Source organism: Paraburkholderia tagetis, assembly GCF_022213065.1.
Lineage (GTDB): Bacteria > Pseudomonadota > Gammaproteobacteria > Burkholderiales > Burkholderiaceae > Paraburkholderia > Paraburkholderia tagetis.
The window spans coordinates 33,230-58,993 of sequence record NZ_JAKLJA010000006.1 but is presented as its reverse complement, the minus strand read 5'-3'; the positions used below and the strand labels follow the sequence as shown (position 1 = coordinate 58,993).

Genomic DNA, 25,764 nt, shown 5'->3' with positions numbered 1-25,764 from the left:
CAGCCTGCCCGTGCGTCCTCCGTGCGCGCTTAAAGGCGGTCCACGGCATCGCTGAAAAATTCCGTAGCAATTGCGTGGTCAACAGATGCGTCGGGCGCATCGTTAGTTCGTTACCTTCGTCCCTGTGGGCGCGCGGGCCGAACTCGCGCGTTTTGTCCCATGTCCGGTCCCATATCCGCCACGCAACGATCCGTACCGGTGCCGCCGGCGCGCCGCCCGCATCGTCATGGCGCGGCCAGTTCGCCCTCAGCCACCTCGGCCACCTCAGCCACCGCAGTCGACGCGAGCCCGGACGCGGCGCTCCTCGCCGCCGACGACGCCACGCATCTGCTCATCCGCACCGGCTTCGCTCCCGCGCCCGCCGAGATCGTGCCTTACGTCGGGCTCACGCGTGCGGTGGCCGTCGAGCGCGTGCTGGCCACTGCCCGCACCGATGCCGCGACGCCGCTGCCCGCATGGACCGCCGAGATCCCCTTGACCCGCGCGCAGCGCAATGCCCTGACGCCCGGGGAGCGCCGCGATGCGCAGCGCCAGCGCGGCCGGCACTACGATGAGCTGCGCGCATGGTGGATGCGCGAAATCCTCACCACGCCGTCACCGCTCACCGAGCGCATGACGCTCTTTTGGCACAACCATTTCACGTCGGGGCAGGACAAGGTTGGCGAGCCGCTGTTGATGGCGCAGCAAAATGCGCTTCTGCGGCGCAACGCGCTGGGCAGCTTCGCCACACTGCTGCACGAAGTCGCGAAGGACCCCGCGATGCTGCTTTATCTCGACGGCGCCAGCAATCGCAAGGGCAAGCCGAACGAGAACTTTGCGCGCGAGGTCATGGAGCTGTTCACGCTGGGCGAAGGGCAGTATTCGCAGCAGGACGTTGCCGAGGCGGCGCGTGCGTACACGGGCTGGGGCGTCGATCCGGAAACGTGGCGCTATGTCTGGCGCCCGGCGCAGCACGACGACGGCGTGAAGACCGTGCTGGGCAAGCGTGGCGCCTTCGACGGCGACGCCGTGCTCGACATCCTGCTGGGCGAGCCGCAGACCGCGCATTTCATGGCGGCGAAGCTATGGCGCGAGTTCGTCTCGGACACGCCGGACCCGGCGCGGCTCGACACCGTAGCCGCACGCTTTCGCACGAGCGGCTACGACATCAAGGCGGCGCTCGGCGCGCTGCTCGTCACACCCGAGTTCTGGGACGAGCGCAATCGCGGCGTGCTGGTGAGCTCGCCGGTCGAGTTCATCGCGGGCACCGTACGCCGCTTCGACGTGGCCTATGCGAGCACGGCCGTGTTCGCGCATACCTCGGCCGCGCTCGGCGAGAATTTGTTCTATCCGCCCAATGTGAAGGGCTGGCCCGGTGGCGCGATGTGGATCAACAGCGCGACGCTGCTGGCGCGCAAGCAGTTCGTCGAGCAGCTTTTTCGCGCGACCGAGGCGGCGCGCCCGCGCAATGGCGGCTCGATGCCGATGGCAGCCGCGAGCGCCAATGCAAACGCAAACGCCATGGCGGGCGCACCGGCAAGCGCACAGACAGGCGGCGTGTCGAAACCGCCGGTACCTACGATGCAGGGCGGCATGCGCTTCGATCTGGACGGCTGGCTCGGGCATTTCGGTCTGGCGGCTGATGCCGTGCCCGGTCTGTCCGCCCAGTTGCAGATGCAGCACGCGGTGCTGCCGCTCGCGCCTGTCGACGCGATTGCGGCCGGCAGCAGCGCGGGAGCGTATCTCGAAGCACTCCTGATGGACCCGGTCTATCAGTTGAAGTGACCTGGTAGAATCGATCCAACGACGCCTGCGGTGAACGACTGAAATGAACGCTTGTAACGACGATCACGACGACGATCACAACGACAACAGCGGCGCAGCACGGCGCCGCGTGGACCAGCGAGGTCCGGCATGAAGCGGCGCGACTTTCTGGCTGCCGCGGCCGCAATGACGGCTGCGGGCGCGGCATCGTGGCTTCCCGGGGCCGCGTATGCGCAAGGCGGCATGGGCGCGCAGCGCCACGCGAGCGGCTACGACAATCTGCTGATTCTCATCGAACTCAAGGGCGGCAACGATGGACTAAACACGGTAGTGCCGTTCGCGGATCCGCTCTACTACCGCTATCGCGCGAATATCGGCGTGGGTCGCGGCGATGCGATCCCGCTCGACGAACGCACGGCGTTGCATCCCGCGCTCGCGCCGCTCATGCCGATGTGGCGCGCGCACGAGCTCGCCATCGTGCAGGGCGTGAGCTACGCGCAGCCGAATCTCTCGCATTTCCGCTCGATCGAAATCTGGGACACGGCCTCGAATGCCGACCGGTATCTGCGCGAGGGCTGGCTCACGCGCGCATTCGCGAGCGCGCCCGTGCCGATGGGCTTCGCGGCCGATGGCCTCGTGCTCGGCAGTGCGGAGATGGGGCCGCTCGCAAACGGCGCGCGCGCCGTCGCGCTCGTCAATCCTGCTCAGTTCGCGCGCGCCTCGCGGCTGGTCACGCCGATCTCGCTCAAGGAGCGCAATCCGGCGCTCGCCCATATCCTCGATGTCGAGAACGATATCGTTCATGCCGCTGACCAGTTGCGTCCGCGCCCCGGCCAGTACGCGTTGAAGACGGCATTTCCGGCGGGCGCCTTCGGCGCCTCGGTGAAAACCGCGATGCAGGCGCTGGCCTCGGGCGAGACCCTGGCGGGCGCGCAAGGCGGACCCGCGCCGGTGCCGGGGCAGGGCGTGGCCGCGATCCGGCTCACGCTCAACGGCTTCGATACGCACCAGAACCAGCCGCAGCGGCACGCAGACCTGTTGCGCCAGTTCGCGGCGGGCATGATGGCGATGCGCTCGGCGCTTGTCGAGATGGGGCGCTGGGATCGTACGCTGATCGTCACCTATGCCGAGTTCGGACGGCGCGTGCGCGAGAATCAGAGCCGTGGCACGGACCACGGCACGGCGTCCGCGCATTTCGTCGCGGGCGGAAGTGTGGCGGGCGGACTCTATGGCGAGGCGCCGCAGCTCGCACGCCTCGATGGCAATGGCAATTTGCCGGTCGCCGTCGACTTCAGGCAGATCTACGCGACGGTCCTCGGGAACTGGTGGGGGCTCGACGCGCAGGCGGTGCTGCAGCGCCGCTTCGACCCGCTGCCGTTGCTGCGCGTATAGCGCATGTGCTTCACTGCTGGCGCTGGCGCTGGCGCTGGCGCTGGCGTTGGTCGGCGTCAGGCGCGGCGCGCGGCGCGCCAGGCAATCCAGAGCTTGCGAATCGGCGTGAGCACGATCTGCTGGTGCAGTACCTGAAAGCCTTCGCGCTCCACTTCGTCGAGCAATGCAAGCTCGAGTGCCGCGAGTGCGCGCAAGGTGCGCTGATGGCGGCGCTCCGGGGCGGGAATCGCATCGATTGCGGCGTTCACGGCTTCGCGCGCGCGCGTCGTCTGAAACTGCATGAGCTCCGTGAATTCACCGCTATAGCGGCGGTTGATCAGATCGGCGGCGGTGACGTTGTAACGCTGCAATTCGTCGATGGGGACATAGATGCGGCCGTGGCGCGCATCGTTGCCGATCTCGGGCACGAATTGCGCGAGCATCAGCGCGTTGCCGAGCGGCGCGGCCCAGCGCGCGGCGCCGCCGCGCGCTTCGGCCGTGCGGGCGCCGACCTGCGCCACGAGCGTTGCGAAGGTGCCGCCCACGCCGTCCATGTAGCGGCGCAGATTCGGCAGGTCGAGATAGCGGGCCTGCTCGAAGTCCATTTCGAAGCCGGCGAGCAACTGCTGAAGCAGCGGATAGATACCCGCCGCGCCGTCGAGATGCTGGGCGAGTGCTTTGGTGACCGGGTGGGCGGCGTTGCCGGCGGCGAGCGCGGCCAGTTCCTTCTGCCACCACGCGAGCTTGGTGCGGCCGACGGTGGGGTCGCTCGTTTCCTTGGCGGTTTCCTCGAGTTCGCGGCGCAGCGCGAAGAGAGCGGCGAGCAACGGCTGATGCGCGGCGCTGGCCTGGCGCAGCGCGTAGTACGTGCTCGACCCGGGCGGGGCCGCCTTTTGCAGGCAGTATTCGTCGAAATTCACGGCGTTCGGGGGGCGAGGAGAGGCGCGGATTTGTTGGTGCCCCGCTGGTGCCCAGGGGGCCACGGAGCAAGTAACCGCGGAGCGGCGATTCTAGCACCGGCCCCTGTTTGGGGCAGGTCGAGCGGGAGGCAGGAGGCGCTCGAAACAAAAAACCCGCGAAGCCTTGTGCTATCGCGGGTTTCTGGAATTCGCCGGAACACTCCGGAAGATAAATGGTGCGTGAGGCCGGACTCGAACCGGCACACCCTTGCGGGCGTCAGGACCTAAACCTGGTGCGTCTACCAATTTCGCCACTCACGCGAATTCTTTGCCTGGCGGGACCGCTGCGAGCTCACGTGAGCGTGTGACGTGGGATACATCGCGTGCGATACAGACCTGCGTTGCGCGCCGGGGGCTGGATAAGTCACCAGCAAAGCGCAAGCGCGAGATTCTAACTGATTGCCCTGCGCTTGTCTGCACCTGGTTGTGGGTCCAGTCTGATCCGGGCCGCATGCCGGAGCGGAATCGTCACCGAGACCAGCAGTCCGCGTGCCGAGTGCGTATCCACATGATCGAGACGCACTTCGGCGCCCATACGGTCCGCGATCGTCCTGACAATCGACAGCCCAAGCCCCGAGCCGATCTGTTCGTTGCCCTGCAACCGATAGAACGGGTCGAACACGCGGGCACGTTCATGCGGCGCGATGCCGGGGCCGCTATCGGCGACGGTCAACAGAACGTGATCGCCGGCATCGCGCACGGCCAGATCGACGCGCCCGCCGCCCGGCGTATAGCGGATCGCATTGTCGACCAGGTTCTTGATCAGCATCGTGAGCTCGATTTCGTCCACTGGCGCGGTGATGTCCGTACTGTCCGGATCGTCCTCGACACCGATGTCGATCCGCTTCGCTTCCGCGAGCGGCATCAAATCCTCGAGCACGCGGCGAAACGCGGCGAGCACCGAGGTCGGGTCCGCGCGTTGCGCGGGCGCTGCCTGCACTCGCGCGAGCGCGAGAAGCTGCTCGATCAGCTTGCGGCTGCGCTCGAGGCCGCCGCGCAAGGTTGTGAGCCGCGTGTGCGCATCGGCGGGCAGGTCGGCGTGGCCCAGTCGCTCCGCCTGCAGCGACATCGCAGTGAGCGGCGAGCGCAGTTCGTGCGCGGCGTCGGCGACAAAGCGGCGCTGCGCGGCGACGGATTGCTCGACGCGCGCGAGCATTCGATTGATCGCGGCGACAAATGGCTGTACCTCGGCCGGCACATGGTCGGTCCGCACCGGTTGCAGATCATGCTCGCTGCGCGCGTCGATCTCGGCGGACAGCGAGGCGATCGGCCTCAGCATCTTGCGCACGAGATCGGCGACGACGAGCAGCAGGATCGGTACGAGGATCAGCAGCGGCATCGCGGTCCGCCAGGCGCTTTCGCGGGCCGCGTCATCGCGCACGCCGGCTTCCTGGGCGACCGCGATGCGATCGCCGTTTGCGAGCGTGCGGATCAGCACCCGCAGTGGCCGGCCGCTCGCGTCGAGCGTGCGCAGACCGTCGGGTAGCGTCGCGGCGCTCGCGAGCCGCGGTTCGGAGACTGCGATCGGCCGGCCGTCGCGCGTTAGCGGCTCGACGATCACGCGCGGCGACTCGTCGCTCTCGAGCGGCTTCTCGATCGGCGTCTCGGTTTGCTTCTCGAGCGACTTCCGGGCGGTGCTCGCCTGATGAGGCGCCGACGGCGCCGGTGCGCCGGGGCGATCGAGCAGCGCGGCGATCTGGCGTAGCACATCGTCCTGAAGTTCGTGCGCCTCGTCGAACGAAGACGAGAACGCGAACGCGGCTGCCGCAGTTGCGACGAACAGGATCGCAACCGACAACGCGACCGACAGCCGGAACTGGATCGACTCGCTCAACCGTTTTTTGACACCATCCATCCGACGCCCCTGACGTTCTTGATCACGCTGCTGCCGAGCTTGCGGCGCAGCGAATGGATCAGGAATTCGACCGCATTGCTTTCGACTTCCTCGCCCCAACCGTAGATGCGGCTTTCGAGTTCGTGGCGCGACAGGATCGCGCCCGGCCGCACGAGCAGCGCGCGCAACAGCGAGAATTCGCGGTTCGATAGCTGGATCGGCGCATCGTTGCCGACCGCCGCCTCACGCGTTGCCGGATCCAGCGCCACGACGCCGTTGCCGAGCACCGGCGTGGCCGAACCCGCCTGGCGCCGAATCGCGACGCGGATCCGCGCAAGCAGTTCGGCCATCTCGAACGGCTTGAGCACGTAGTCGTCCGCGCCGCCGTCGAGGCCGCGCAGACGGTCGTCGAGTCCGTCGCGCGCAGTCACGACGATGAGCGGTACCGCGCTGTCCTTCGCACGGATGCCGGCCAGCACGTCGAGCCCGTCCCGGCCCGGCAGGCCGAGGTCGAGCAGCACCACGTCGTAAGGCTGCGTGGCGAATGCGGTCAGCGCGCGTGCGCCGTCCGTGACCCAGTCCGCCGCATACGACGCATCCTTCAGCGCGGCCTGGACCGCTTCGCCAATCATCGGATCGTCTTCGACCAGCAGGACTCGCATGCCTCCTCTCCAGATAACGAAACCGGCATCAGCCTATGCGATTCCGGCCCGCGCGTCACGCGACGCGCTGCCGACCTTGTCGACACGTCTGACACGCATTTGCCATCTAGCTGGCCCGACCCGCGAGCGTGCCGAACGTATGGAGCAGGGCGCTCATCGCGGCCGCGCAGTCGGCCTGCGTCGGCTGATCGGCACGCAGCGCGGCGAGCGCTCGGTCGATCGCTTTGTCTAGCGCATGCCAGTCGTCGGCCGCGCGCGGCTTCAGGCCGGCTTCGGCTGCATCCCATGCGACTTCGAGATCCTTGATGCGGGTCTTGCCGCCGGCGAGATCGCCTTTCGTGACGAGGCCGGACACATCCGATGCGATCGTGCGGAACTGCGACAGGTCACCGAGCTTCGATGCGGTCGCGACCGTGCTTGCGGAAGCCGGCGAGGTGGCAGCAGGCGCGGAAGGTGTGGCGGACGTGGACGAAGCGGTGTTGTCGGCCTGCTTCGAGCAACCGGCGGCGAGACCGAGCGCGGCACATGCAGCGAGCGCGACGAACAGGCGGGAGAGAGAAGTCGAACGACGCATGAAAGATCCTCGATTCGTGGATGAAGAAAGTGCGGCGCGGTTCATTTGACGGCGTCGGCGGAGGCGCGATTGCTGGCGCCGAATTGCGCGGCGGCGACGAGCAGCACGATGACGGTGAGGAACAGCAGGCTCGTCCACGCGGCGCCCATTCCGAGGCCGCCATATGTGTGCGATTGGGTGAGCAGGTCGCCGAGCGACGCGCCGAACGGGCGCGTCAGGATGTATGCGGTCCAGAACGCCAGCACGACGTTGGCGCCGAATCGCCAGGCCGCGCAGACGGCAGCGAGCAGCGCGCCGAAGCACACCACGCCGATAGAAAAGCCCAAGCCGATTGCTTCGGTCGCGAGGTCGCCCGCTGCGGTGCCGAGTGCGAACGTGCACAGGATCGCGGCCCAGTAGAACAATTCGCGACGCGGCGTGACGATCTCGTCGATCGACAGCGTGTGCTCGATCCGGTACCAGATCGCGAAGATCGCTGCGAGCGCGGCAGCGAACACCGCGGTGCTGACGTACAGGCTGACGCCGAGGCTATCGGTGAGCAGGTCGGTGATCTGCGTGCCGACGATGCTCACGAGCACGACGGTGAGCCAGTAGATCCATGGCGTATATCGGCGCGTGCGCAATTGCAGGAACAGCGCGATCGCGAGCAGGGAGGCCATCAGCGCGCGCGTCGCGCCCTGGCCCCAGCCCGCGTTGACCGCGAGAAAATCCGCGCCGGTCTCGCCGACCGTCGTCGACATGATCTTGATGACCCAGAACGCGAGCGTGACGTCCGGGACCTTGTTTAACCAGCGCGAAGCCGGATGGTCGGAAAGGGTGAGCATGCCGCTGCCTCCAGAGCGTTGGGGTACGGACGGCAGTCTGAACGCGCAGACTTAGCTGATCCATAGCCTTCAGCACCCAATGGCTTCAGCACCAAAAGAAAAGGCCACATACCTTTCGATATGTGGCCTTTTCTCTGATGCCCACGCGTTCGATCATGCACGCATAGGCTATCTGTTCTATTTATCGCGTGCGCGCCGCATCACGATTCTTCCTGAGCCGCCGCAATGACTTTTTCGAGCGCGCGATTGAGCAATTCGCGTTCCTTGTCGTCGAGGCATGCGAACAGGTCCACGTTCCACTTGCGCGCAACGGGCATGACCTTGCGATAGAGCGCGCGGCCATCGGTTGTGAGCGAAACGAGTACGAGACGCCCATCTTCTTCGCTGGCGTCGCGTTGCATGAGACCGCGGCGCATCAACGCCTCCGCTGCGCGGCTGGCCTGGCTCTTGTCGAGATTCGCGTGGCGCGCGAGCTCCATCACCGAAAATGGGCCGAACGCGCCGACGGCGGCAATGAGGCGCGCCTCCGGCAGCGTGATACCGAGCTTCGCCTGGTAGCGCTCGCTCGCACCGCGTTCGGAAAGCTTGTTCAGGACATGGAGCCGATAGGTCAGAAATTGTTCGAGTCCGGCTTTGCTTGCCTTCATGGTCGTCCTGGTCTGGTCGCGTGAGGTCTGCGCGATCATGCTGCGCTTACCATAATTGTTGCCTCAACCAGCGCTCGGGTCAACGCGAATGAACCCTCGTAAGCCCATCTCAAATGGGCCTACGAATCTATTAATCGCTTACTGCGGAGAAGGGCTGCAGCGTGCAACTAAAGTCAGACGAAACTTCTCGTTGCAGCGTTATGCGCGGCGCGAACCGTACTTGAAACGCGTGAGCTGCTCCGCTTCGTTCGCGAGCAGCGCGGCGGCTTCGCGGATGGCGGTGTCGAGCGTGATCGGGCCCGGCGCAGGCGAGAAGCAGCCGTTGAAGTGCTCGGCAAGACGCGGCAGCGCAGCCGGGTCGACCGCGCCCGACAGCAGCGTGGCCGGCACGCCGGCGGCCTGCGCATGACGGCAGGCAATGAAGGGCGCCTTGCCGTGCAGGGTCTGCACGTCGGAGCGGCCTTCGCCGGTGATGAGCCAATGCGCGCCCGCGAGTGCGGCGTCGAGGCCGATTGTGCGCGCCACGACTTCGGCGCCGGGCTCGAAGCTTGCGCCGAGCATGCGCAGCGCGAAGCCGAGACCACCCGCGGCGCCCGCACCGGCTTCGTCGCGCGCGTGACGGCCGAGCGCCGCTTCGAGCAGATCGGCGAAACGCGCGAGGGCGGCGTCGATCGGCGCAACCTGTTCGGGCTTCACGCCTTTTTGCGGGCCGAACACGGCAGTCGCGCCGTGATCGCCATTGAGCGGATTGTCGACGTCCGACATGGCGACGAAGCTGGCAACGGCCAGTCGCGCGTCGAGTTTGGAGACATCGACACGCGCCACCTGTGCGAGCGCTTCCGGCGTCGGTGCGAGCGCGTTGCCGGCCGCGTCGAAAATTTGCAGCCCGAGGCCCACGAGCAGACCCGCACCGGCATCGTTCGTGCTGCTGCCGCCGAGCGCGACATAGAAGCGGCGCACGCCCTCGTCGAGCAGTGCGCGAATCGCTTCGCCCATGCCGCGCGTGCTGCGCGCGGCGACCGGCACGCCCATGCCCACCGGATCCGTGATGCCGACGATCTCGGCGGTCTCCACGATTGCGCTGCCGTCGTGCAACAGGCCGACGGCCGCGTCGCGACGCGGGCCGGCTGCGCCTTCCACATTGATCACGCGGCGCTCGCCGCCCACGCTGAGCATTGCGTCTAGCGTGCCTTCGCCGCCGTCGGCCATCGGGCAGATGCGGATATCGGCGTCGGCGCGGGCACGGCGGATGCCGTCGGCGATCGCGGCGGCGACCCCATCCGCGCTGAGCGAGCCTTTGAAAGAATCGGGAGCAATGACGACGACGGGTGCGTCAGCAAGCGACTGGTTGGGCATGGTGTCTCGACTGGAAGAGTTGTGTTGGCGGCGGCTGTTGCCGGCGGGGCGTCCGGCGCGAGCGCTAGCTTACCAGTGGTCGGGGGCCTGCTGGATACCTCAGGCGAGATAGCACGCATCGCAGGTGGCATGCGGGCCACCTGGTTCGAGGGGCGTAACGTCGCTCGATATGGCCGTGAGCGCGTGCCACGAAGGTGCTCCCGGAGCGGCGCCCAGCTTGCCATGCAGCCGCGCGCGGCGTGCGAAATCCACCCGTTTTCCCGTTGCGTCCAGCGTCATCTTCCCGCTGGAACGGCAATTCCATTTGAGTGAGGCAATAGTTTGCTAAAATACTCGGCTCTTTTGACGGAACCGCACCGCAAACCGTCCGATTCGACCCAATTTGGCCGATTTGGAGCGGAATGGGTCTCGCGGATCCCGGAAAGGGCGCCGCCCAGCGCTTCAAAGAGTGCAGGCCGGTCACGACCGGCAGGCGGCGCCGAGAAGGCACAAGCGAGACGCAAGCGATGCGGATATTCCCATCGGACTGCGGCAGCAAAGATTACTGATTACGCTCGAACAATTTTAGGACGATTGAAGCCATGGCTAACGTTGTTGAAAACCTCGGCAAGCTCGAACGCCGCGTGACGATTTCCCTGCCGAAGGACGCCGTGCAGAAAGAAGTCGATTCGCGCATCCGCCAACTCGCGAAGAACGTGCGCATGCCGGGTTTCCGCCCGGGCAAGGTGCCGCTCAAGATGGTCACGCAACAGTACTCGGGCCAGGTGGAAGCCGAAGTCCTGAGCGACAAGGTCGGCAAGGAGTTCTTCGACATCAGCCGCGCCGAGAACCTGCGCGTCGCGGGCCAGCCGAGCTTCGCGCCGAAGGTCGAAGCGACTGAAGGCGACTACGCGTTCGACGCGACCTTCGAGGTCTATCCGGAAGTGACGCTCGGCGATGTCGGCACCGCCGAAATCGAGCGCACGACCACGACCATCACCGAAGCCGAAATCGACCGCACGCTCGACATCCTGCGCAAGCAGCGCGTGCACTTCCACGCACGCGGCGAAGCGGGCGAGCACGGTGACGGCGGCGCCGACACCGCGGCCAAGGAAGGCGACCGCGTGACGGTCGACTTCGTCGGCAAGATCGACGACGTCGCATTCCCGGGCGGCAGCGCCGAAGGCTTCGCATTCGTGCTGGGCGAAGGCCGCATGCTGCCGGAATTCGAAAAGGCGGCAATCGGCCTGAAGAAGGGCGAGTCGCGCGAATTCGACCTCGCATTCCCCGAGGACTACCACGGCAAGGACGTCGCCGGAAAGACCGCGAAGTTCACGATCACGATGCAGCAGATCGAGTGGCCGCACCTGCCGGAGATCGACGGCGAATTCGCGAAGTCGCTCGGCATCGCCGACGGCGACCTCGTGAAGATGCGCGCCGAGATCAAGGACAACCTCGAGCGTGAAGCGAAGCGCCGCACCCAGGCCATCGTGAAGAACCAGGTCATGGACGCGCTCCTGAAGATCTCGGAACTCGACGTGCCGAACGCGCTCGTCGAGCAGGACCAGCAGCGCCTCGTCGAAATGGCGCGTGCGGACCTCGCGCAGCGCGGCGTGCCCAACGCGAAGGACGCACCGATCCCGGCCGAGATGTTCAAGGAACAAGCCGAGCGCCGCGTGAAGCTCGGCCTCGTGCTGGCCGAACTCGTGAAGGCAAACAGCCTCGAAGCGAAGCCGGAACAAATCCGCGCTGAGGTCGACGAATTCGCGAAAAGCTACGAAGACCCGAAGGAAGTCGTGCGCTGGTATTATTCGAACCAGCAGCGTCTCGCCGAAATGGAAGCCTACGTCGTCGAATCGAACGTCGTGGACTTCGTGCTCGGCAAGGCTAAGGTGACGGACAAGCTGGTGAGCTTCGAAGAACTGGCAAGCGCAACGGCGCAGGCTTAAATCTGCCCGCTACGGCGTGCCGGCTGTCGGAGCAACCGACGGCCAGCACGCCGTTTTTGTATCCGCGGAATTTAGCCACATTCGCCGTGTGGTTGATTTTTGCAGGGTCCGTCGCCATTGAGCATTATCAGGGTTACCAGAACAACTCTTCCAGACAAGGATGCACCGCATGACCATTCGCGCTCAATCGCTGGACACGCTGACCTCCCACGCCTCGCGGGACCTCGATCCGCAGGCGCTCGGGCTCGTGCCGATCGTCGTGGAGACGAGCGGCCGCGGCGAGCGTTCCTATGACATCTACTCGCGTCTGCTCAAGGAGCGCGTGGTGTTTTTGGTCGGCGAAGTGAACGACCAGACCGCGAATCTCGTCGTCGCCCAGTTGCTGTTCCTCGAAAGCGAGAATCCTGACAAGGACATCAGCCTCTACATCAACAGCCCGGGTGGCTCCGTCTCGGCCGGCATGGCAATCTACGACACGATGCAGTTCATCAAGCCCGACGTTTCGACCCTTTGCATGGGTCTCGCGGCAAGCATGGGCGCGTTCCTGCTCGCGTCGGGCGCGAAGGGCAAGCGCTTCGCGCTGCCGAATTCGCGCGTGATGATCCACCAGCCGCTCGGCGGCGCACGCGGCCAGGCGTCGGACATCGAAATTCAGGCGCGCGAAATCCTGTACCTGAAGGAGCGTCTGAACCAGTTGCTCGCCAACCATACTGGCCAGCCGGTCGAGCGCATCGCGCGCGACACCGACCGCGATAATTTCATGTCGGGCGACGACGCGCAGGCCTATGGCCTGGTCGATCAGGTGCTGCACAAGCGCCCCTGATCCGGCACGCGTTTTTTGCTGGCACTATATTTGCCGGTCGATGACACCAACTAATTAATGGTGCCAACTGAAGGTCCGCTCGCATCATGTGCGATCCCCGTGAAATACGGGATAGGCACGGGCGCGCGGACCGTGTGAAATAATCGGCAAACGCGCTTCGCGGCCTGCGGCCCACGCCGTCACAGCAAGCGGTTCACGCACCCCCGGCCTCGCTGGGGGAAACGGCGTATCATGTAACAGAGTGTCCGGAGGCTCATTTATTCATGGCGGACAAGAAAGGTTCTAACAGCGAAAAGCTGTTGTATTGCTCGTTTTGCGGCAAAAGCCAGCATGAAGTAAAGAAACTGATTGCGGGCCCGTCTGTGTTCATCTGCGATGAATGCATCGACCTTTGCAACGAGATCATTCGCGACGAGGCTGCCGGTGCGGGCGTCGACGCGGCGCTGTCGCGCTCGGACCTGCCGAGCCCGCAGGAGATCCGCGACATTCTCGACCAGTACGTGATCGGGCAGGAGCGCGCGAAGAAGATCCTCGCGGTGGCGGTGTACAACCACTACAAGCGTCTGAAGCATCTCGACAAGAAGGACGACGTCGAACTCTCCAAGAGCAACATCCTGCTGATCGGGCCCACGGGCTCGGGCAAGACGCTGCTCGCGCAGACGCTCGCGCGCCTTCTGAACGTCCCGTTCGTGATCGCGGACGCCACCACGCTGACCGAAGCCGGCTACGTGGGCGAGGACGTCGAGAACATCATTCAGAAGTTGCTGCAGAACTGCAATTACGAGGTCGACAAGGCCCAGCGCGGTATCGTCTATATCGACGAAATCGACAAGATCAGCCGCAAGTCGGACAACCCGTCGATCACGCGCGACGTGTCTGGCGAGGGCGTGCAGCAGGCGCTGCTCAAGCTCGTCGAAGGCACGATGGCGTCGGTGCCCCCGCAGGGCGGCCGCAAGCATCCGAACCAGGACTTCATCCAGGTCGACACGACCAACATCCTGTTCATTTGCGGCGGCGCGTTCGACGGTCTGGAAAAGGTCATCACCGACCGCACCGAAAAAACCGGCATTGGCTTCGGCGCGAGCGTGAAGAGCAAGCAGGAACGCGACACGGGCGAAGTGCTGCGCGAAACGGAGCCGGAAGACCTGATCAAATTCGGCCTGATTCCGGAACTGATCGGCCGTCTGCCGGTGGTCGCCACGCTCGGCAAGCTCGACGAAGCCGCGCTCATGAAGATTCTGGTCGAGCCGAAGAACGCGCTCGTCAAGCAGTATCACAAGCTCTTCAACATGGAGCGCGTGGAACTGGAGATTCGCCCGGCCGCGCTGCAAGCCGTCGCCCGCAAGGCGATTCGCCGCAAGACCGGCGCCCGGGGCCTGCGCTCGATCCTGGAGCAGGCATTGCTCGACGTGATGTACGAGCTGCCGGCCATGAAGGGCGTGAGCAAGGTCATCATCGACGACAACGTGATCGACGGCGACGGCAAGCCGCTCCTGATCTACGAAGATGCTCCAAAGGTTGCTGGCTCGAACTGATGGTGGTGATCGGCTAAAGAGTTCCGGGAAAAAGCCGTTCATGCAATGGGATGAACGGCTTTTTCGTTTATCTTGTGGTCGATGGCGCACTTTTTTGGAGTCACTGAACTTTTCCCACTTGCGCGAGGCTTGTATTCGTCTTTTCTGGCCTCACTTACCGAACAATTGATTCCACTCATGGGGAAATGAAATGTCAGGAACCCAACTCCTCCCGCCGGAACGCACCACGCTCCCGCTGCTGCCGCTGCGAGATGTCGTAGTCTTCCCGCATATGGTGATTCCCCTTTTCGTGGGCCGGCCCAAATCGATCAAGGCCCTCGAAGCGGCAATGGAAGGCGGCAAGCACATCATGCTCGTCGCGCAAAAAACCGCCGCCAAGGATGAGCCGACCGAAAAAGACATGTACGAAGTGGGATGTATCGCCAACATCCTGCAAATGCTCAAGCTGCCCGACGGCACCGTAAAGGTGCTCGTGGAAGGCTTGCAGCGCGCGAAGACGCTCTCCATCGAAGAGCAGGAAACGCAGTTCTCGTGCGAGGTCATGCCGCTCGAGCCCGACCATGCGGACAGTGCCGAAACCGAAGCGCTGCGCCGAGCGATCGTCTCGCAGTTCGACCAGTACGTGAAGCTGAACAAGAAGATCCCGCCGGAGATCCTGACCTCGCTGTCGGGTATCGACGAGGCCGGTCGTCTTGCCGACACCATCGCCGCGCATCTGCCGCTCAAGCTCGACCAGAAGCAGCACATTCTCGAGATGTTCCCGGTCGTGGAGCGTCTGGAGCATCTGCTCGCGCAACTCGAAGCCGAGATCGACATTCTCCAGGTGGAGAAGCGCATCCGTGGCCGCGTGAAGCGCCAGATGGAGAAGAGCCAGCGCGAGTACTACCTGAACGAGCAGGTCAAGGCGATCCAGAAGGAACTGGGCGAGGGCGAAGAAGGCGCAGATCTCGAGGAACTCGAGAAGCGCATCACCGCCGCGCGCATGCCCAAGGAAGCCAAGAAGAAGGCCGATGCCGAGCTCAAGAAGCTCAAGCTGATGTCGCCGATGTCGGCGGAAGCCACCGTCGTGCGCAACTACATCGACACGCTGATCGGCCTGCCGTGGCGCAAGAAGAGCAAGGTCAACAACGACCTCTCGAACGCCGAAACCGTGCTCGACGAAGACCACTTCGGTCTCGAGAAGGTGAAGGAACGCATTCTCGAGTACCTCGCGGTGCAACAGCGCGTGGACAAGGTCAAGGCGCCGATCCTGTGCCTGGTCGGCCCTCCTGGCGTCGGCAAGACCTCGCTCGGCCAGTCGATTGCGCGCGCAACGAACCGCAAGTTCGTGCGCATGGCGCTGGGTGGAGTGCGTGACGAAGCCGAGATTCGCGGCCACCGTCGCACGTACATCGGTTCGATGCCGGGCAAGATCCTGCAGAGCCTCGCGAAGGTCGGCGTGCGCAATCCGCTCTTCCTGCTCGACGAAGTCGACAAGATGGGCATGGATTTCCGCGGCGATCCGTCGTCGGCGCTGCTCGAAGTGCTCGATCCGGAGCAGAACCATACGTTCGCCGACCACTACATCGAAGTCGATTTCGATCTCTCCGATGTGATGTTCGTCGCCACGTCGAACTCGCTGAACATTCCGCCGCCGCTGCTCGACCGGATGGAAGTCATCCGCCTCGCGGGCTACACGGAAGACGAGAAGGTCAGCATTGCCCAGCGCTATCTGCTGCCGAAGCAGAAGAAGAACAATGGCCTGAAGCCGGGCGAGATTGACGTTACCGAAGGCGCGATCCGCGACATCATTCGCTATTACACGCGTGAAGCGGGCGTGCGTTCGCTCGAGCGTGAAATCTCGAAGATCTGCCGCAAGGTCGTGAAGATGCTGCTGCTGAAGAAGGCCGACAAGGCCGTCACGGTCGACAGCGGCAATCTCGACACCTTCCTCGGCGTGCGCAAGTACGACTTCGGTCTGGCTGCGAAGGAAAACCAGATCGGCCAGGTCACGGGTCTCGCGTGGACGGAAGTCGGCGGCGATCTGCTGACGATCGAAGCCGCGGTCATGCCCGGCAAGGGCAACGTGATTCGCACGGGTTCGCTCGGCGACGTGATGAAGGAGTCGGTCGAAGCGGCTCGCTCCGTGGTTCGTTCGCGTTCGCGTCGCCTTGGCATCAAGGATGAGGCGTTCGAGAAGCAGGACATCCACATCCACGTGCCCGAAGGCGCGACGCCGAAGGACGGTCCGTCCGCGGGCGGTGCGATGACGACGGCGCTGGTGTCCGTACTCACGGGCATTCCGGTGCGCGCCGATGTCGCGATGACGGGCGAGATCACGTTGCGCGGCGAAGTGTTGCCGATCGGCGGCCTGAAGGAGAAGCTGCTCGCGGCGCATCGCGGCGGCATCAAACTCGTGCTGATCCCGGAAGAGAACGTCAAGGATCTCACCGAGATTCCGGACAACGTGAAGAACTCGATCGAGATCGTGCCGGTCCGCTGGATCGACAAGGTGCTCGAACTCGCGCTCGAACGTGTGCCGCAGCCGCTGCCGGAAGAAGAAGTGAAGGCCGACGACGCCAAGGCGCCTGTTGCTGCTGAAACGAAGGAAGCCGGCGCGACCGAAGTGGTCAAGCATTGAGCTTCACGTGAGCCGCGCTGATGGCGCGGCTTGCCGGAATGCTCGAAGTCCCCGAAAACCCGCGGCAATGTCCGCGGGTTTTTTGTATCTGGTTGCGCGTGCCCGTTGCGGCCGTTGTGCGCCGGTTAGATTCGTTGACGTTGGGAAGCTCGCGCCGCCTCCGGCCTGCTTGTACGTAACGCCCTTCGAAAGCCGCGCGGCATCGGGCGGAACCCCGCTTGACACGGGTCTTTCGGCCTCGTTAAATGAGCGGGCTCTGGTGTCAGGCCAGAGCCCAAACAACATTCTCGGGGACTGGAATGAATAAAACGGAATTGATCGATCACATCGCGCAACAGGCCGACATCTCGAAAGCGGCGGCGGGGCGCGCACTCGATGCTGTGATCGGCGGCGTCAAAGGCACGTTGAAGAAGGGCGGCTCGGTCACGTTGATCGGCTTTGGCACCTTCGCGGTCGGCAAGCGCACGGCGCGCACTGGCCGCAATCCGCGCACCGGTGCAGCGATCAAGATCAAGGCAGCAAGGGTTCCCAAATTCAGGCCTGGCAAAGCGCTCAAAGATGCGTTAAACTAATGGGCTCGCTGCTTGATGAATGGCGCAGTAAAAGCAGTAGCGCGGTAGCAAAAAAACGCGACAGAAATATGCGGCGAGAGTCATGAAGCTGGGTGCTTAGCTCAGTTGGTAGAGCGGCGCCCTTACAAGGCGTAGGTCGGGAGTTCGAGCCTCTCAGCACCCACCACAGCTTCAGATTCGCATGAGGCATCCCGCGCACGCGAGATGCAGTGCGGCGGCAGCGCAGTAAAAATGCGGCGCGCGCAGTACACCAGCACGGAGCGGTAGTTCAGTTGGTTAGAATACCGGCCTGTCACGCCGGGGGTCGCGGGTTCGAGTCCCGTCCGCTCCGCCAGATCTATCAGCAAAAAGGCGAACTCCGGTTCGCCTTTTTTGTTGGTCGCTGTTGTAATATCGGGCGTTCTATTTTTTGGCGCCATCCAACGCTTGGTCACGCATGCTCGACTTTTTCCGCAATCACAAACGACTGATGATGATGATGCTGATGCTGGTGATTCTGCCAGGACTCGGCTTCGTCGGCATTCAAGGCTTCCGCGGTTTCTTTGACGAAAGCGCGAACGTTGCGAGCGTCAACGGTCACAAGATCACTCGCGCCGAATTCGACAATGCCGCGCGTCAGCAGATGGACCAGGCTCGGCAGATCCTGGGCGCACGGTTCGACGCCAGCGCCTTCGACACGCCGCAGCATCGCAAGGACATCCTGGACGGTCTCATTCAGCAGCGCGTGCTCGTGGACGAAGTCCAGCGCCTGCATCTGACTGCTTCGGACACGGCGGTGCGCCGCACGCTGCTGTCCGATCCCATGATTTCGTCGCTGAAGAACCCCGACGGTTCGATAGATCTCGACAAGTACAAGCAGTTGCTCGCGATGCAGGGCATGACGCCCGAGCAGTACGACGAGCGCGTGCGCTATAGCCTCGCGATGCAGCAGTTGCCCGCAGCGCTCGTGAACAGCGCGTTCACGTCCAAGGCGCTGGCGCAGCAACTCACCGAGCTTTCCGAGCAGCAGCGCGAAGTACAGGGTCTCGCGTTCCGTGCGAGCGACTACGCGCCGAAAATCAAGCCGACCGATGCGCAGTTGCAGGCCTATTACGACGCGCACAAGAACGATTTCGCCACGCCGGCCACGGCGCAGATCCAGTATCTGGTGCTGTCGGCTGCAGCGGTTGCAGCCTCGGTCAACCCGAGCGACGCCGATCTCAAGAAGTACTACGACGACAACATCGCGCACTTCAAGACGCAGGAAGAATTGCGGGCGAGCCACATTCTGATCACGGTCGCGAAGGAGGCGAGCGCCGCCGATCGCGCCGCCGCCAAGCAGAAGGCCGAGCAGATTCTCGCCGAGGTCAAGGCGCATCCCGACCAGTTTGCGCAGCTTGCCCAGAAGGATTCGCAGGATCCGGGTTCGGCCTCCAAAGGCGGCGACCTCGGCTACTTCGGTCCGGGCATGATCGCGGGCGGTCAGGCGTTCGACGACGCCGTCTTCAAGCTCAAGAAAGACGAGATCAGCGACGTGATCCAGTCGGACTTCGGCTACCACATCGTCAAGGTGACGGACATCAAGCCGTCGGTGACCAAGTCGTTCGACGAGGTGAAAGGCCAGATCGCCAACGACGTGAAGACGCAGCAGGCTGCGAAACTGCTCGCCGACGCGACGGAAGGTTTCACGTCGACGGTCTACGAGCAGTCGAAGAGCCTCCAGCCGGCCGCCGACAAATACAAGCTCACGCTTCAGACGGCCACGGTCACGCCGAAGCCGAACCCCGCGCAACCGCAGGACAGCCCGCTGAACAACCAGAAGTTCCTCGACGCGGTGTTCGCGAACGATTCGGTGAATCAGCACAACAACACGCAGGCGATCGATGTCGGCAACAACACGCTGATCTCCGCGCACGTGACGAGCTTCCAGCCCGCCGCGGTGCCCGCGTTCGCGTCCATCAAGGATGCCGTGCGCCAGAAGGTGGTCTCGCAGCAGGCTGGCGAGGCGGCGCGCAAGGATGGCGAGGCGAAGCTCGCGGACCTGCAGAAGTCGAAGGCGATCGATGGCTTCTCGTCGGCGCTCAAGGTCTCGCGCAATGATGCGCAGGGGCTGCCGCCCAACGCGCTTTCGGCGGTCTTCAAGACCAACCCGCAGAAGCTGCCGGCGTATGTGGGCGTCGATCTCGGCGACGCAGGCTATGCGATCTACCGCGTGAACAGCGTGACCAATGGCCCGGCCGCCGAAGGCCCGCGTCTTGCCGCCGCGCAGCAGCAGCTCGCCGGTGTGAGCGGCCAGTCGCAGACACAGGCTTATCTCGATGCGCTGCGCGAGCGCTCCAAGGTCAAGCTGTACGGCTCCCTGAACGCATCCAGCCAGTCTGGCGACGGCGACGGGCAGTAAGCGTCGTAGCTGGCTTCAAGCCAGGGCGTGTGAGCGCAAAAAAAGCCCCGCAAATGCGGGGCTTTTGTTTGTGCGTTCGCGGCGTGACTGACTTGCTGCGCGCGCGGGCAAGTGCTCAGAGGCAGGCGCTGATATCGCTTGTAGCATCGCTGCCCGCGCCACCGCCGGCGCGGAAGCCGACCCATGACTTCGCGTTGGCGTTCCAGGCCGGGCGCACCGTTGCGGCCGCACCGTTCGGCGGCTGCTGGCCGGGCACGTAGACATCGACCGCCTGGCCGTTTGCCATGACGCTCTGCTCGACGACTTGCTGCTGCGACTTGTCGGCCCATTTCTTCGCAATGCACTGCGCGACGGCCGCAGGGGGTTGCTGGCTGGTGCCGACCGATTGCGTGCCGCTCGGTATCGGCTGATTGGCGCAGGCTGCAAGGGTGGCCGTAATGGCGATCAGAGGTAAAAATTTCACGTTTTCTCCCTTCAGTCGGGTCAGTCGAGGATCAGACGAAAGCCGCTCGTCCGGTGCAAAGTGGTGGCCTGGCACGCGGCGCCTCTGACGGCCCCGCACCTTCTGCACGCCTTATACGACGATCAAGCCGCGTAATGCGCAGGTGCGCTGTCAGCGCTGCGCGCTACTGCCGAGCAGCGGCTTGAGCGTCGGCCACACGTTTTCGAGTAGCAAAGGTTGTGCCTGCTTATTGGGGTGCATCTGGTCGGACTGAAAGAGGCCCGGCTTGTCGGCGAGGCCGGCCAGCAGGAATGGCACCAGTGGCACGTGCAACTCCTGCGATAGCTGCTCGTAGAGTCCATGGAACTTGCGGGTGTAGTCGGGCCCATAGTTGGGCGGCACGTACATGCCCACCAGCACGGGTTGCGCATGGCCCTTGCGAATCTGGTCGATGATCGCGCGCAGATTGCTTTGTGTGGTTGCGAGCGGGACGCCGCGCAGCGCATCGTTCGCGCCGAGCTCGACGACCACGATCGAAGGCTTCATACGCTGCATCACGAGCGGCAGACGGGCGAGCCCACCGCTCGTCGTGTCGCCGCTGATGCTCGCATTCGCGACGCTATAATCGATTCGCTCACTCGTGAGCCGCTGACGCAGCAGTGCGACCCAGCCCGTATCGCGCGGCAGGCCGTATTCGGCCGAGAGGCTGTCGCCCAGCACGGCAATGACGGGCTTCGCGGCGGCGGGCTGAACGGCGGGCGCCGTAGCAGCGAGCGCGTTGTGCGAGCCGCCGGGCAGGGCGGCGGTAACGGCCAGGCCGAGCATGGCCGCAGCCGCTAAAGTGCCGAAGGTGGCGGCGGTCCCGAAGGCGGCGCGGGTCATGGCGGCAGTTATGCGGTGCTGCGCCCAAGTGGCGAATCTTTGCGTCATCATGTGCGAATGAATAGCGATCCAGTCATCGAAGTACGGGGTCTATGCAAGCGGGTCACCGACGCGACCGGCGAGCTGACGATACTCGACGGCATCGACCTGAGCGTGCACGCGGGCAGCAGCGTGGCGATTGTCGGCGCCTCGGGTTCGGGCAAGTCGACGCTGCTGGGCCTTCTGGCCGGATTGGACAGCGCGAGCGCAGGCTCGGTTCGCCTGCTCGGTCATGAGCTTACCGGCATGGCCGAGGATCAGCGCGCCGCGCTGCGCAACGGCTCGGTGGGCTTCGTGTTCCAGTCGTTCCAGTTGATGCCGCATCTGAGCGCGCTTGAGAACGTCGCGCTACCGCTCGAGCTGCAAGGCGGAATTACCACGCGCGAGGCTTTCGCGCGCGCCCGCGCACTGCTCGAGCGCGTCGGGCTCGGGCAGCGCACCGGCCATTATCCGAAGCTGCTGTCGGGCGGCGAGCAGCAGCGCGTGGCGCTGGCCCGGGCGTTCGTTACGCACCCGGCCGTGCTGTTCGCCGACGAACCCACCGGCAGCCTCGACGCTGCCACGGGGCATGCCGTCATCGACCTGATGTTCGAACTTAATCGTTTCAGCGGCAGTTCAAGCAGCGGTGCGGGCAGTAGTGCCGGCGGCGGTGCGACGCTCGTGCTCGTCACGCACGATATCGATCTCGCGCGCCGCTGCGATGCCGTGGTGACGATCGAAGCGGGGCGTCGCGTGCCGAATGCGCTTCATGTCGACAGCCCGGAGAACGTGCGCGAAGCGCCCGAAGCGGGCCGCGTTTAACTGGACTCCCGAACCGGCTCTACGCGCTCCGGTTCCACAAATAAACAAGGCGTGCGCGACTCGTGTTACTCCACGGCGCGCACACGCCTTTTTCACGCCATCAGCGCATCAACGTTTGAGCGCGGCGCGCGCCCTTGCGATCAGCGCGGCCGTCGACGAATCGTGCGGCTTGACGTCGGCGCTCGCGGCCGTGAGGTCGGCCTCGACCACCTTGCCGAGAATCTTGCCGAGCTCCACGCCCCACTGATCGAACGGGTTGATGTCCCAGATCGAGGCCTGCACCAGCACCTTGTGTTCGTACAGCGCGATCAGCGCGCCAAGCGAGCGCGCCGTGAGCGCGTCGACGAGCAGCGTCGTGGTCGGGCGATTGCCGGGAAACATGATGTGCGGCACGAGTTCGGGCTGGTCCGGGCCGGCGATCTTCCTGGCTTCTTCCTCGGTGCGTCCGAGCATCATCGCCTCGCTCTGCGCGAAGCAGTTGGCGAGCAGCTTCGGATGATGATCGGCGAGCGGATGCTCGGGCGTGAGCACGGCGATGAAGTCGATCGGCACGATCGTCGTGCCCTGATGCAGCATCTGGAAAAACGCATGCTGGCCGTTCGTGCCAGGCTCCCCCCACGTGATCGCCGAAGTCGCGTAATCGACGAACCGCCCGTCCAGACGCGCCTGCTTGCCGTTGCTCTCCATTTCGAGCTGTTGCAGGTACGAGGGCAGGTAGTGCAGCGCTTCCGAATACGGCGCGACCAGATAGCTCTGCGAGCCGAAGAAGTTGCGATACCAGATGCCGATCATGCCGAGCAGCACCGGAAGATTCTTTTCGAGCGGCGCCGTGCGGAAATGCTCGTCCATATCGTGCGCGCCCGCGAGCAGTTCGTCGAACTGCTGCGGCCCGATGGCGATCATGATCGAGAGGCCCACGGCCGACCACAGCGAATAGCGGCCGCCCACCCAGTCCCACATCTCGAAGACATTCTCTTTGGCGATGCCGAATTTCACGACCTCGGTGGGGTTCGCCGAAACGCCGACGAAATGCTTTGCGAGTGCGTTTTCCGGGCAGCCGTGCTTGACGAACCAGTCGCGCATCGAGCGCGCGTTCGTCATGGTCTCGAGCGTGGTGAAGGTCTTCGAGACGATGATCGCGAGCGTTTCCTCCGGATCGATGTCTTCGATCACACGCCAGAGGTCGGCGCCGTCGACGTTCGAGACGAAGCGCGAACTGATCTCGGGCGTTTCGAGGTGCTTGAGCGCGTGCACGACCATCTTCGGCCCGAGGTCCGAGCCGCCGATGCCGATGTTCACCACGTGGCGAATGCGCTTGCCGGTGTAGCCGGTCCAGGCGCCGCTGCGCACGGTGTCGGCGAACTTCGCCATCTTCGCGCGCTCGGCGGAGATCTGCGCGTGAAACGGTGCGGCCGGCTCGGTGGCGCGCAGCGCCGTATGCAGTGCGGCGCGGCCTTCGGTCGGATTGACGACTTCGCCCGCGAACATCGCGTCGCGGCGCTTTTCGACGCCGGCCTCGCGCGCGAGCTGCATGAGCAGCTTCAGCGTGGCGTCGTTGATGCGGTTTTTCGAGAAGTCGGCTCCAAGGCCGCCGCCCGTATACGTGTAGCGTTCGGCGCGGGTCGGCGCGGGATCGTTGGCGGGTGCGAACCAGTCGCGCAGCTTTTCGTTGCGGATCTGTTCGTAGTGCGTCTGTAGCGCGGACCAGGCAGGAAGCGGATTCGTCATGTTCGTCTAGCGAGGGAAAACGAATGGAGGGCGGCGGACGGCGCAGGCCGGTCGGGCCGATGCGCGCGTCACGCGCTGCGGGGATGCGCGCGCCGCCGGTGAGCAGCGCGCGAAGGATCAGTATAGCGGGGCTATGTGTCGATGAGCAGCACCGCGCAGATCAGTGGGGAGACCAGCAAGCCGCGTGCCGCCAGCCTGCCCGCAAAGCACGCATCAATCTTTCGGTGCGTAGAAAAGGCGATTCATCAGGCGCCGGACCACGGGCGCGAGTTCGCCCGCAGCGAGGCCCGCGGGGCCGTTGCCCTCGCTGACGAGCGTATCGGCGGCGAGGCCGTGCAGGTAGACGCCCGCCAGCGCCGCTTCCCACGGCGGGAGGCGCTGTGCGAGCAGGGCGCCGATCAGGCCGCCGAGCACGTCGCCGGTGCCGCCGGTGGCGAGCGCCGCGTTGCCGGTGGGGTTTATGGCAACGCGGCCGTCGGGCGCAGCGATGACCGTGCCACTGCCCTTGAGCACGGCGATGGCCGCGTAGCGCGTCGCGAGCGCGCGCGCCGCGGCCAGCCGGTCGCGCTGCACGGCGGCCGTGTCCATACCCAGCAGGCGTGCGGCTTCGAGTGGATGCGGGGTCAGCACGCATGGCGCACCATGCGTGCGCAAATGCTCGGTCACGCGTGCGGCAAGTACGTCGTCGCGAGCGACGAGGTTCAGGGCGTCGGCGTCGAGCAGCACCGAAACATCGAGTTGCAGGATCCGGTCGACGAGTTGCCGTGCCGAGGCGCTCCCGCCCATGCCGCAGCCGGCCGCGACGGCGCTCATCGTGTCGAGTGCGAGCTTGCCGGCGGTGTGCAGCATCAGTTCGGGATGGAGGGCGTCGTAGGGCGGCGCGTCGTTGCCGAGAAAGCCCACGTGGATCTTGCCGGCGCCCGCTAGCAGCGCGGCGCGCGCGGCGAGGATCGGCGCGCCGCACATGCCGGTGTCGCCGCCCACCACGGCGAGTGTGCCGAAGCTGCCCTTGTGGGTTGCGAAGTCGCGCGCGGGCATCGCGGCGGCGAATAGCGCTGGCGCATTGAGCCGGGCGGGTTGCGCGGCGGGGGCTTCGGTAGGCGTGTTCGCGCCAGCATTCAGACTCGCATTTGGACCCGCGTTTAAACCTGCGTTTAAACCTCCATTTAATCCAATCGGTGCCACGCTAACGGCACCGGCGCAATCGCGGCCTGCGCCCGTATAAAGCCCGGGCTTCGCGGCGATGAAGGTGACGGTATGGGTGGCGCGCACGGCCGGACCGTCACCGACGAGGTTGCCGGTGTCGCTGTCGAGCCCGCTTGGCACGTCGAGCGCGAGCACGTGGCCGTGGCTGCGCGCGTGTGCCGCGAGCCGTGCGGCGAGCGCGCCGAACACGCCATCGAGCGCGCGGGCGAGGCCGATGCCGAACAGGCCGTCGACGAGCCAGCCGTAGGCGTCGAACGACCCGGGCGCCGCGGTGGTGATGGGCACGCCCGCGGCGCGCGCCTCGGCGAGCGCCCAGCGGGCGTCGTCGGGTTTTACCTCCATCGGCATGCAGACTTCGACGGCGATACCCGAACGCTTGAGCTCGGCGGCGGCCACGAGCGCGTCGCCGCCGTTGTTGCCGGGCCCGGCGGCGAACCAGACGGGCTTCGCACTGGCCGGCGATGGCGCATGCGCGATCTGCTCGCGCAGGAAATGGGCTGCGGCGGCGCCTGCGCGCGCCATCAGAGTGTGCGCGGGCAGTGCGGCCTGAGCGGCCGTTTCGGCCGCGCGCAACTGCGCGACGGTGAGGAGCGGCACGGCACGATCGTGCGGATTGACGAGCGTGGAAAGGGGCGAGGCAAGCGTAGCGTCTGTCATGGTGGCGTGGGCAACCGCAAGGGATGCGGTGCATGCGGGAATTCGACAGTGCAACGATACCCGAGCGGCGCACGCCTGGCGTTGGCGCACGCGCTGCTGCTGTCGCTGACGCCAGTTCGGCGTCGGCAAACCCGGAAAAATGCCAGGGGCAGAGGAAAAGAGGGCGCGAGCGCGCGCCTCA

At 65.1% G+C, this 25,764-nt stretch carries 21 protein-coding genes and 3 tRNA genes; 11 read left to right on the top strand and 13 right to left on the bottom strand.

What is annotated here, in order from left to right:
• Positions 1-159 precede the first annotated feature (159 nt).
• Together L5014_RS10395 and L5014_RS10390 are read left to right on the top strand one after the other, a co-directional pair.
• Positions 160-1,764, top strand: coding sequence for a DUF1800 domain-containing protein (locus L5014_RS10395; RefSeq protein ID WP_238463544.1), 1,605 nt, complete (start codon positions 160-162; stop codon positions 1,762-1,764).
• Positions 1,765-1,893: 129 nt separating this feature from the next.
• Positions 1,894-3,135: a DUF1501 domain-containing protein gene (locus L5014_RS10390; protein WP_238463543.1), complete on the top strand. Its 1,242-nt coding sequence runs from the start codon at positions 1,894-1,896 to the stop codon at positions 3,133-3,135.
• 56 nt (positions 3,136-3,191) lie between these two features.
• On the opposite strand, the gene L5014_RS10385 is transcribed toward L5014_RS10390, so the two are convergent.
• The 9 genes from L5014_RS10385 to L5014_RS10345 form a co-directional block, all read right to left on the bottom strand.
• Complete coding sequence (locus L5014_RS10385) at positions 3,192-4,034, bottom strand: squalene/phytoene synthase family protein (RefSeq protein WP_238463542.1); 843 nt, start codon at positions 4,032-4,034, stop codon at positions 3,192-3,194.
• Between the two features lie 213 nt (positions 4,035-4,247).
• Positions 4,248-4,334: transfer RNA gene (locus tag L5014_RS10380), tRNA-Leu, on the bottom strand.
• Positions 4,335-4,464: 130 nt separating this feature from the next.
• The gene (locus L5014_RS10375) at positions 4,465-5,928 is read right to left on the bottom strand and encodes a sensor histidine kinase (RefSeq protein WP_238463541.1); all 1,464 of its coding nucleotides are present in this window, start codon (positions 5,926-5,928) and stop codon (positions 4,465-4,467) included.
• A complete protein-coding gene (locus L5014_RS10370) occupies positions 5,904-6,569 on the bottom strand; it encodes a response regulator transcription factor (protein WP_238463540.1) in 666 nt (221 codons plus the stop codon). Before L5014_RS10370 ends, L5014_RS10375 begins: the two co-directional genes overlap by 25 nt.
• 106 nt (positions 6,570-6,675) lie before the next feature.
• Positions 6,676-7,143 carry a hypothetical protein gene (locus tag L5014_RS10365; RefSeq protein ID WP_238463539.1) on the bottom strand — a complete coding sequence of 156 codons (468 nt, stop codon included), beginning with the start codon at positions 7,141-7,143 and terminating at the stop codon, positions 6,676-6,678.
• A gap of 41 nt (positions 7,144-7,184) precedes the next feature.
• Positions 7,185-7,967 carry a COG4705 family protein gene (locus L5014_RS10360; protein WP_238463538.1) on the bottom strand — a complete coding sequence of 261 codons (783 nt, stop codon included), beginning with the start codon at positions 7,965-7,967 and terminating at the stop codon, positions 7,185-7,187.
• A gap of 200 nt (positions 7,968-8,167) precedes the next feature.
• Entirely contained in the window at positions 8,168-8,614 is a 447-nt protein-coding gene (locus L5014_RS10355; RefSeq protein ID WP_238463537.1) for a MarR family winged helix-turn-helix transcriptional regulator, read from the bottom strand.
• Between the two features lie 198 nt (positions 8,615-8,812).
• Positions 8,813-9,970 (bottom strand): glycerate kinase, encoded by a 1,158-nt coding sequence (locus L5014_RS10350; RefSeq protein ID WP_238463536.1) that lies wholly within the window; start codon positions 9,968-9,970, stop codon positions 8,813-8,815.
• 99 nt (positions 9,971-10,069) lie between these two features.
• Complete coding sequence (locus tag L5014_RS10345) at positions 10,070-10,222, bottom strand: hypothetical protein (protein ID WP_238463535.1); 153 nt, start codon at positions 10,220-10,222, stop codon at positions 10,070-10,072.
• 329 nt (positions 10,223-10,551) lie between these two features.
• Between L5014_RS10345 and tig the strand changes: the two genes are divergently transcribed.
• The 8 genes from tig (at position 10,552) to L5014_RS10305 (ending at position 19,828) form a co-directional block, all read left to right on the top strand.
• Positions 10,552-11,898 carry a trigger factor gene (tig, locus tag L5014_RS10340; protein ID WP_238463534.1) on the top strand — a complete coding sequence of 449 codons (1,347 nt, stop codon included), beginning with the start codon at positions 10,552-10,554 and terminating at the stop codon, positions 11,896-11,898.
• 169 nt (positions 11,899-12,067) lie between these two features.
• A complete protein-coding gene (clpP, locus tag L5014_RS10335; protein WP_238463533.1) occupies positions 12,068-12,721 on the top strand; it encodes an ATP-dependent Clp endopeptidase proteolytic subunit ClpP in 654 nt (217 codons plus the stop codon).
• A 263-nt stretch (positions 12,722-12,984) separates the two neighbouring features.
• Positions 12,985-14,256 (top strand): ATP-dependent Clp protease ATP-binding subunit ClpX, encoded by a 1,272-nt coding sequence (gene clpX, locus L5014_RS10330; protein ID WP_028216418.1) that lies wholly within the window; start codon positions 12,985-12,987, stop codon positions 14,254-14,256.
• A 190-nt stretch (positions 14,257-14,446) separates the two neighbouring features.
• Positions 14,447-16,876 carry an endopeptidase La gene (gene lon / locus L5014_RS10325; protein ID WP_238463532.1) on the top strand — a complete coding sequence of 810 codons (2,430 nt, stop codon included), beginning with the start codon at positions 14,447-14,449 and terminating at the stop codon, positions 16,874-16,876.
• A 299-nt stretch (positions 16,877-17,175) separates the two neighbouring features.
• Positions 17,176-17,448: an HU family DNA-binding protein gene (locus L5014_RS10320; protein ID WP_238463707.1), complete on the top strand. Its 273-nt coding sequence runs from the start codon at positions 17,176-17,178 to the stop codon at positions 17,446-17,448.
• A gap of 90 nt (positions 17,449-17,538) precedes the next feature.
• A tRNA-Val gene (locus tag L5014_RS10315) sits at positions 17,539-17,614 on the top strand.
• A gap of 91 nt (positions 17,615-17,705) precedes the next feature.
• Positions 17,706-17,782: transfer RNA gene (locus tag L5014_RS10310), tRNA-Asp, on the top strand.
• 102 nt (positions 17,783-17,884) lie between these two features.
• On the top strand, positions 17,885-19,828 hold the full coding sequence (locus L5014_RS10305; protein WP_238463531.1) for a SurA N-terminal domain-containing protein: 1,944 nt from the start codon (positions 17,885-17,887) through the stop codon (positions 19,826-19,828).
• Positions 19,829-19,943: 115 nt separating this feature from the next.
• Here the strand turns inward: L5014_RS10305 and L5014_RS10300 are convergent, their stop codons facing one another.
• A complete protein-coding gene (locus L5014_RS10300; protein WP_238463530.1) occupies positions 19,944-20,291 on the bottom strand; it encodes a hypothetical protein in 348 nt (115 codons plus the stop codon).
• A 150-nt stretch (positions 20,292-20,441) separates the two neighbouring features.
• On the bottom strand, positions 20,442-21,152 hold the full coding sequence (locus L5014_RS10295) for an arylesterase (protein WP_238463529.1): 711 nt from the start codon (positions 21,150-21,152) through the stop codon (positions 20,442-20,444).
• A 57-nt stretch (positions 21,153-21,209) separates the two neighbouring features.
• Here L5014_RS10295 and L5014_RS10290 point away from each other — a divergent pair, with 57 nt between their 5' ends.
• On the top strand, positions 21,210-21,992 hold the full coding sequence (locus L5014_RS10290; RefSeq protein WP_238463528.1) for an ABC transporter ATP-binding protein: 783 nt from the start codon (positions 21,210-21,212) through the stop codon (positions 21,990-21,992).
• A gap of 108 nt (positions 21,993-22,100) precedes the next feature.
• On the opposite strand, the gene pgi is transcribed toward L5014_RS10290, so the two are convergent.
• Positions 22,101-23,720, bottom strand: coding sequence for a glucose-6-phosphate isomerase (gene pgi / locus L5014_RS10285; protein WP_238463527.1), 1,620 nt, complete (start codon positions 23,718-23,720; stop codon positions 22,101-22,103).
• A gap of 213 nt (positions 23,721-23,933) precedes the next feature.
• Positions 23,934-25,583, bottom strand: a complete 1,650-nt coding sequence (locus L5014_RS10280; protein ID WP_238463526.1) for an NAD(P)H-hydrate dehydratase — start codon at positions 25,581-25,583, stop codon at positions 23,934-23,936.
• Positions 25,584-25,764: the final 181 nt, after the last annotated feature.

Excerpts from the sequence above, each read along its gene's own strand:
- L5014_RS10395 (WP_238463544.1), top strand. The coding sequence starts at position 160 with ATGTCCGGTCCCATATCCGCCACGCAACGATCCGTACCGGTGCCGCCG.
- L5014_RS10390 (WP_238463543.1), top strand. The coding sequence starts at position 1,894 with ATGAAGCGGCGCGACTTTCTGGCTGCCGCGGCCGCAATGACGGCTGCG.
- L5014_RS10375 (WP_238463541.1), bottom strand. The coding sequence starts at position 5,928 with ATGGATGGTGTCAAAAAACGGTTGAGCGAGTCGATCCAGTTCCGGCTG.
- L5014_RS10370 (WP_238463540.1), bottom strand. The coding sequence starts at position 6,569 with ATGCGAGTCCTGCTGGTCGAAGACGATCCGATGATTGGCGAAGCGGTC.
- L5014_RS10365 (WP_238463539.1), bottom strand. The coding sequence starts at position 7,143 with ATGCGTCGTTCGACTTCTCTCTCCCGCCTGTTCGTCGCGCTCGCTGCA.
- L5014_RS10360 (WP_238463538.1), bottom strand. The coding sequence starts at position 7,967 with ATGCTCACCCTTTCCGACCATCCGGCTTCGCGCTGGTTAAACAAGGTC.
- L5014_RS10355 (WP_238463537.1), bottom strand. The coding sequence starts at position 8,614 with ATGAAGGCAAGCAAAGCCGGACTCGAACAATTTCTGACCTATCGGCTC.
- L5014_RS10350 (WP_238463536.1), bottom strand. The coding sequence starts at position 9,970 with ATGCCCAACCAGTCGCTTGCTGACGCACCCGTCGTCGTCATTGCTCCC.
- tig (WP_238463534.1), top strand. The coding sequence starts at position 10,552 with ATGGCTAACGTTGTTGAAAACCTCGGCAAGCTCGAACGCCGCGTGACG.
- clpP (WP_238463533.1), top strand. The coding sequence starts at position 12,068 with ATGACCATTCGCGCTCAATCGCTGGACACGCTGACCTCCCACGCCTCG.
- clpX (WP_028216418.1), top strand. The coding sequence starts at position 12,985 with ATGGCGGACAAGAAAGGTTCTAACAGCGAAAAGCTGTTGTATTGCTCG.
- lon (WP_238463532.1), top strand. The coding sequence starts at position 14,447 with ATGTCAGGAACCCAACTCCTCCCGCCGGAACGCACCACGCTCCCGCTG.
- L5014_RS10320 (WP_238463707.1), top strand. The coding sequence starts at position 17,176 with ATGAATAAAACGGAATTGATCGATCACATCGCGCAACAGGCCGACATC.
- L5014_RS10305 (WP_238463531.1), top strand. The coding sequence starts at position 17,885 with ATGCTCGACTTTTTCCGCAATCACAAACGACTGATGATGATGATGCTG.
- L5014_RS10295 (WP_238463529.1), bottom strand. The coding sequence starts at position 21,152 with ATGACCCGCGCCGCCTTCGGGACCGCCGCCACCTTCGGCACTTTAGCG.
- L5014_RS10290 (WP_238463528.1), top strand. The coding sequence starts at position 21,210 with ATGAATAGCGATCCAGTCATCGAAGTACGGGGTCTATGCAAGCGGGTC.
- pgi (WP_238463527.1), bottom strand. The coding sequence starts at position 23,720 with ATGACGAATCCGCTTCCTGCCTGGTCCGCGCTACAGACGCACTACGAA.
- L5014_RS10280 (WP_238463526.1), bottom strand. The coding sequence starts at position 25,583 with ATGACAGACGCTACGCTTGCCTCGCCCCTTTCCACGCTCGTCAATCCG.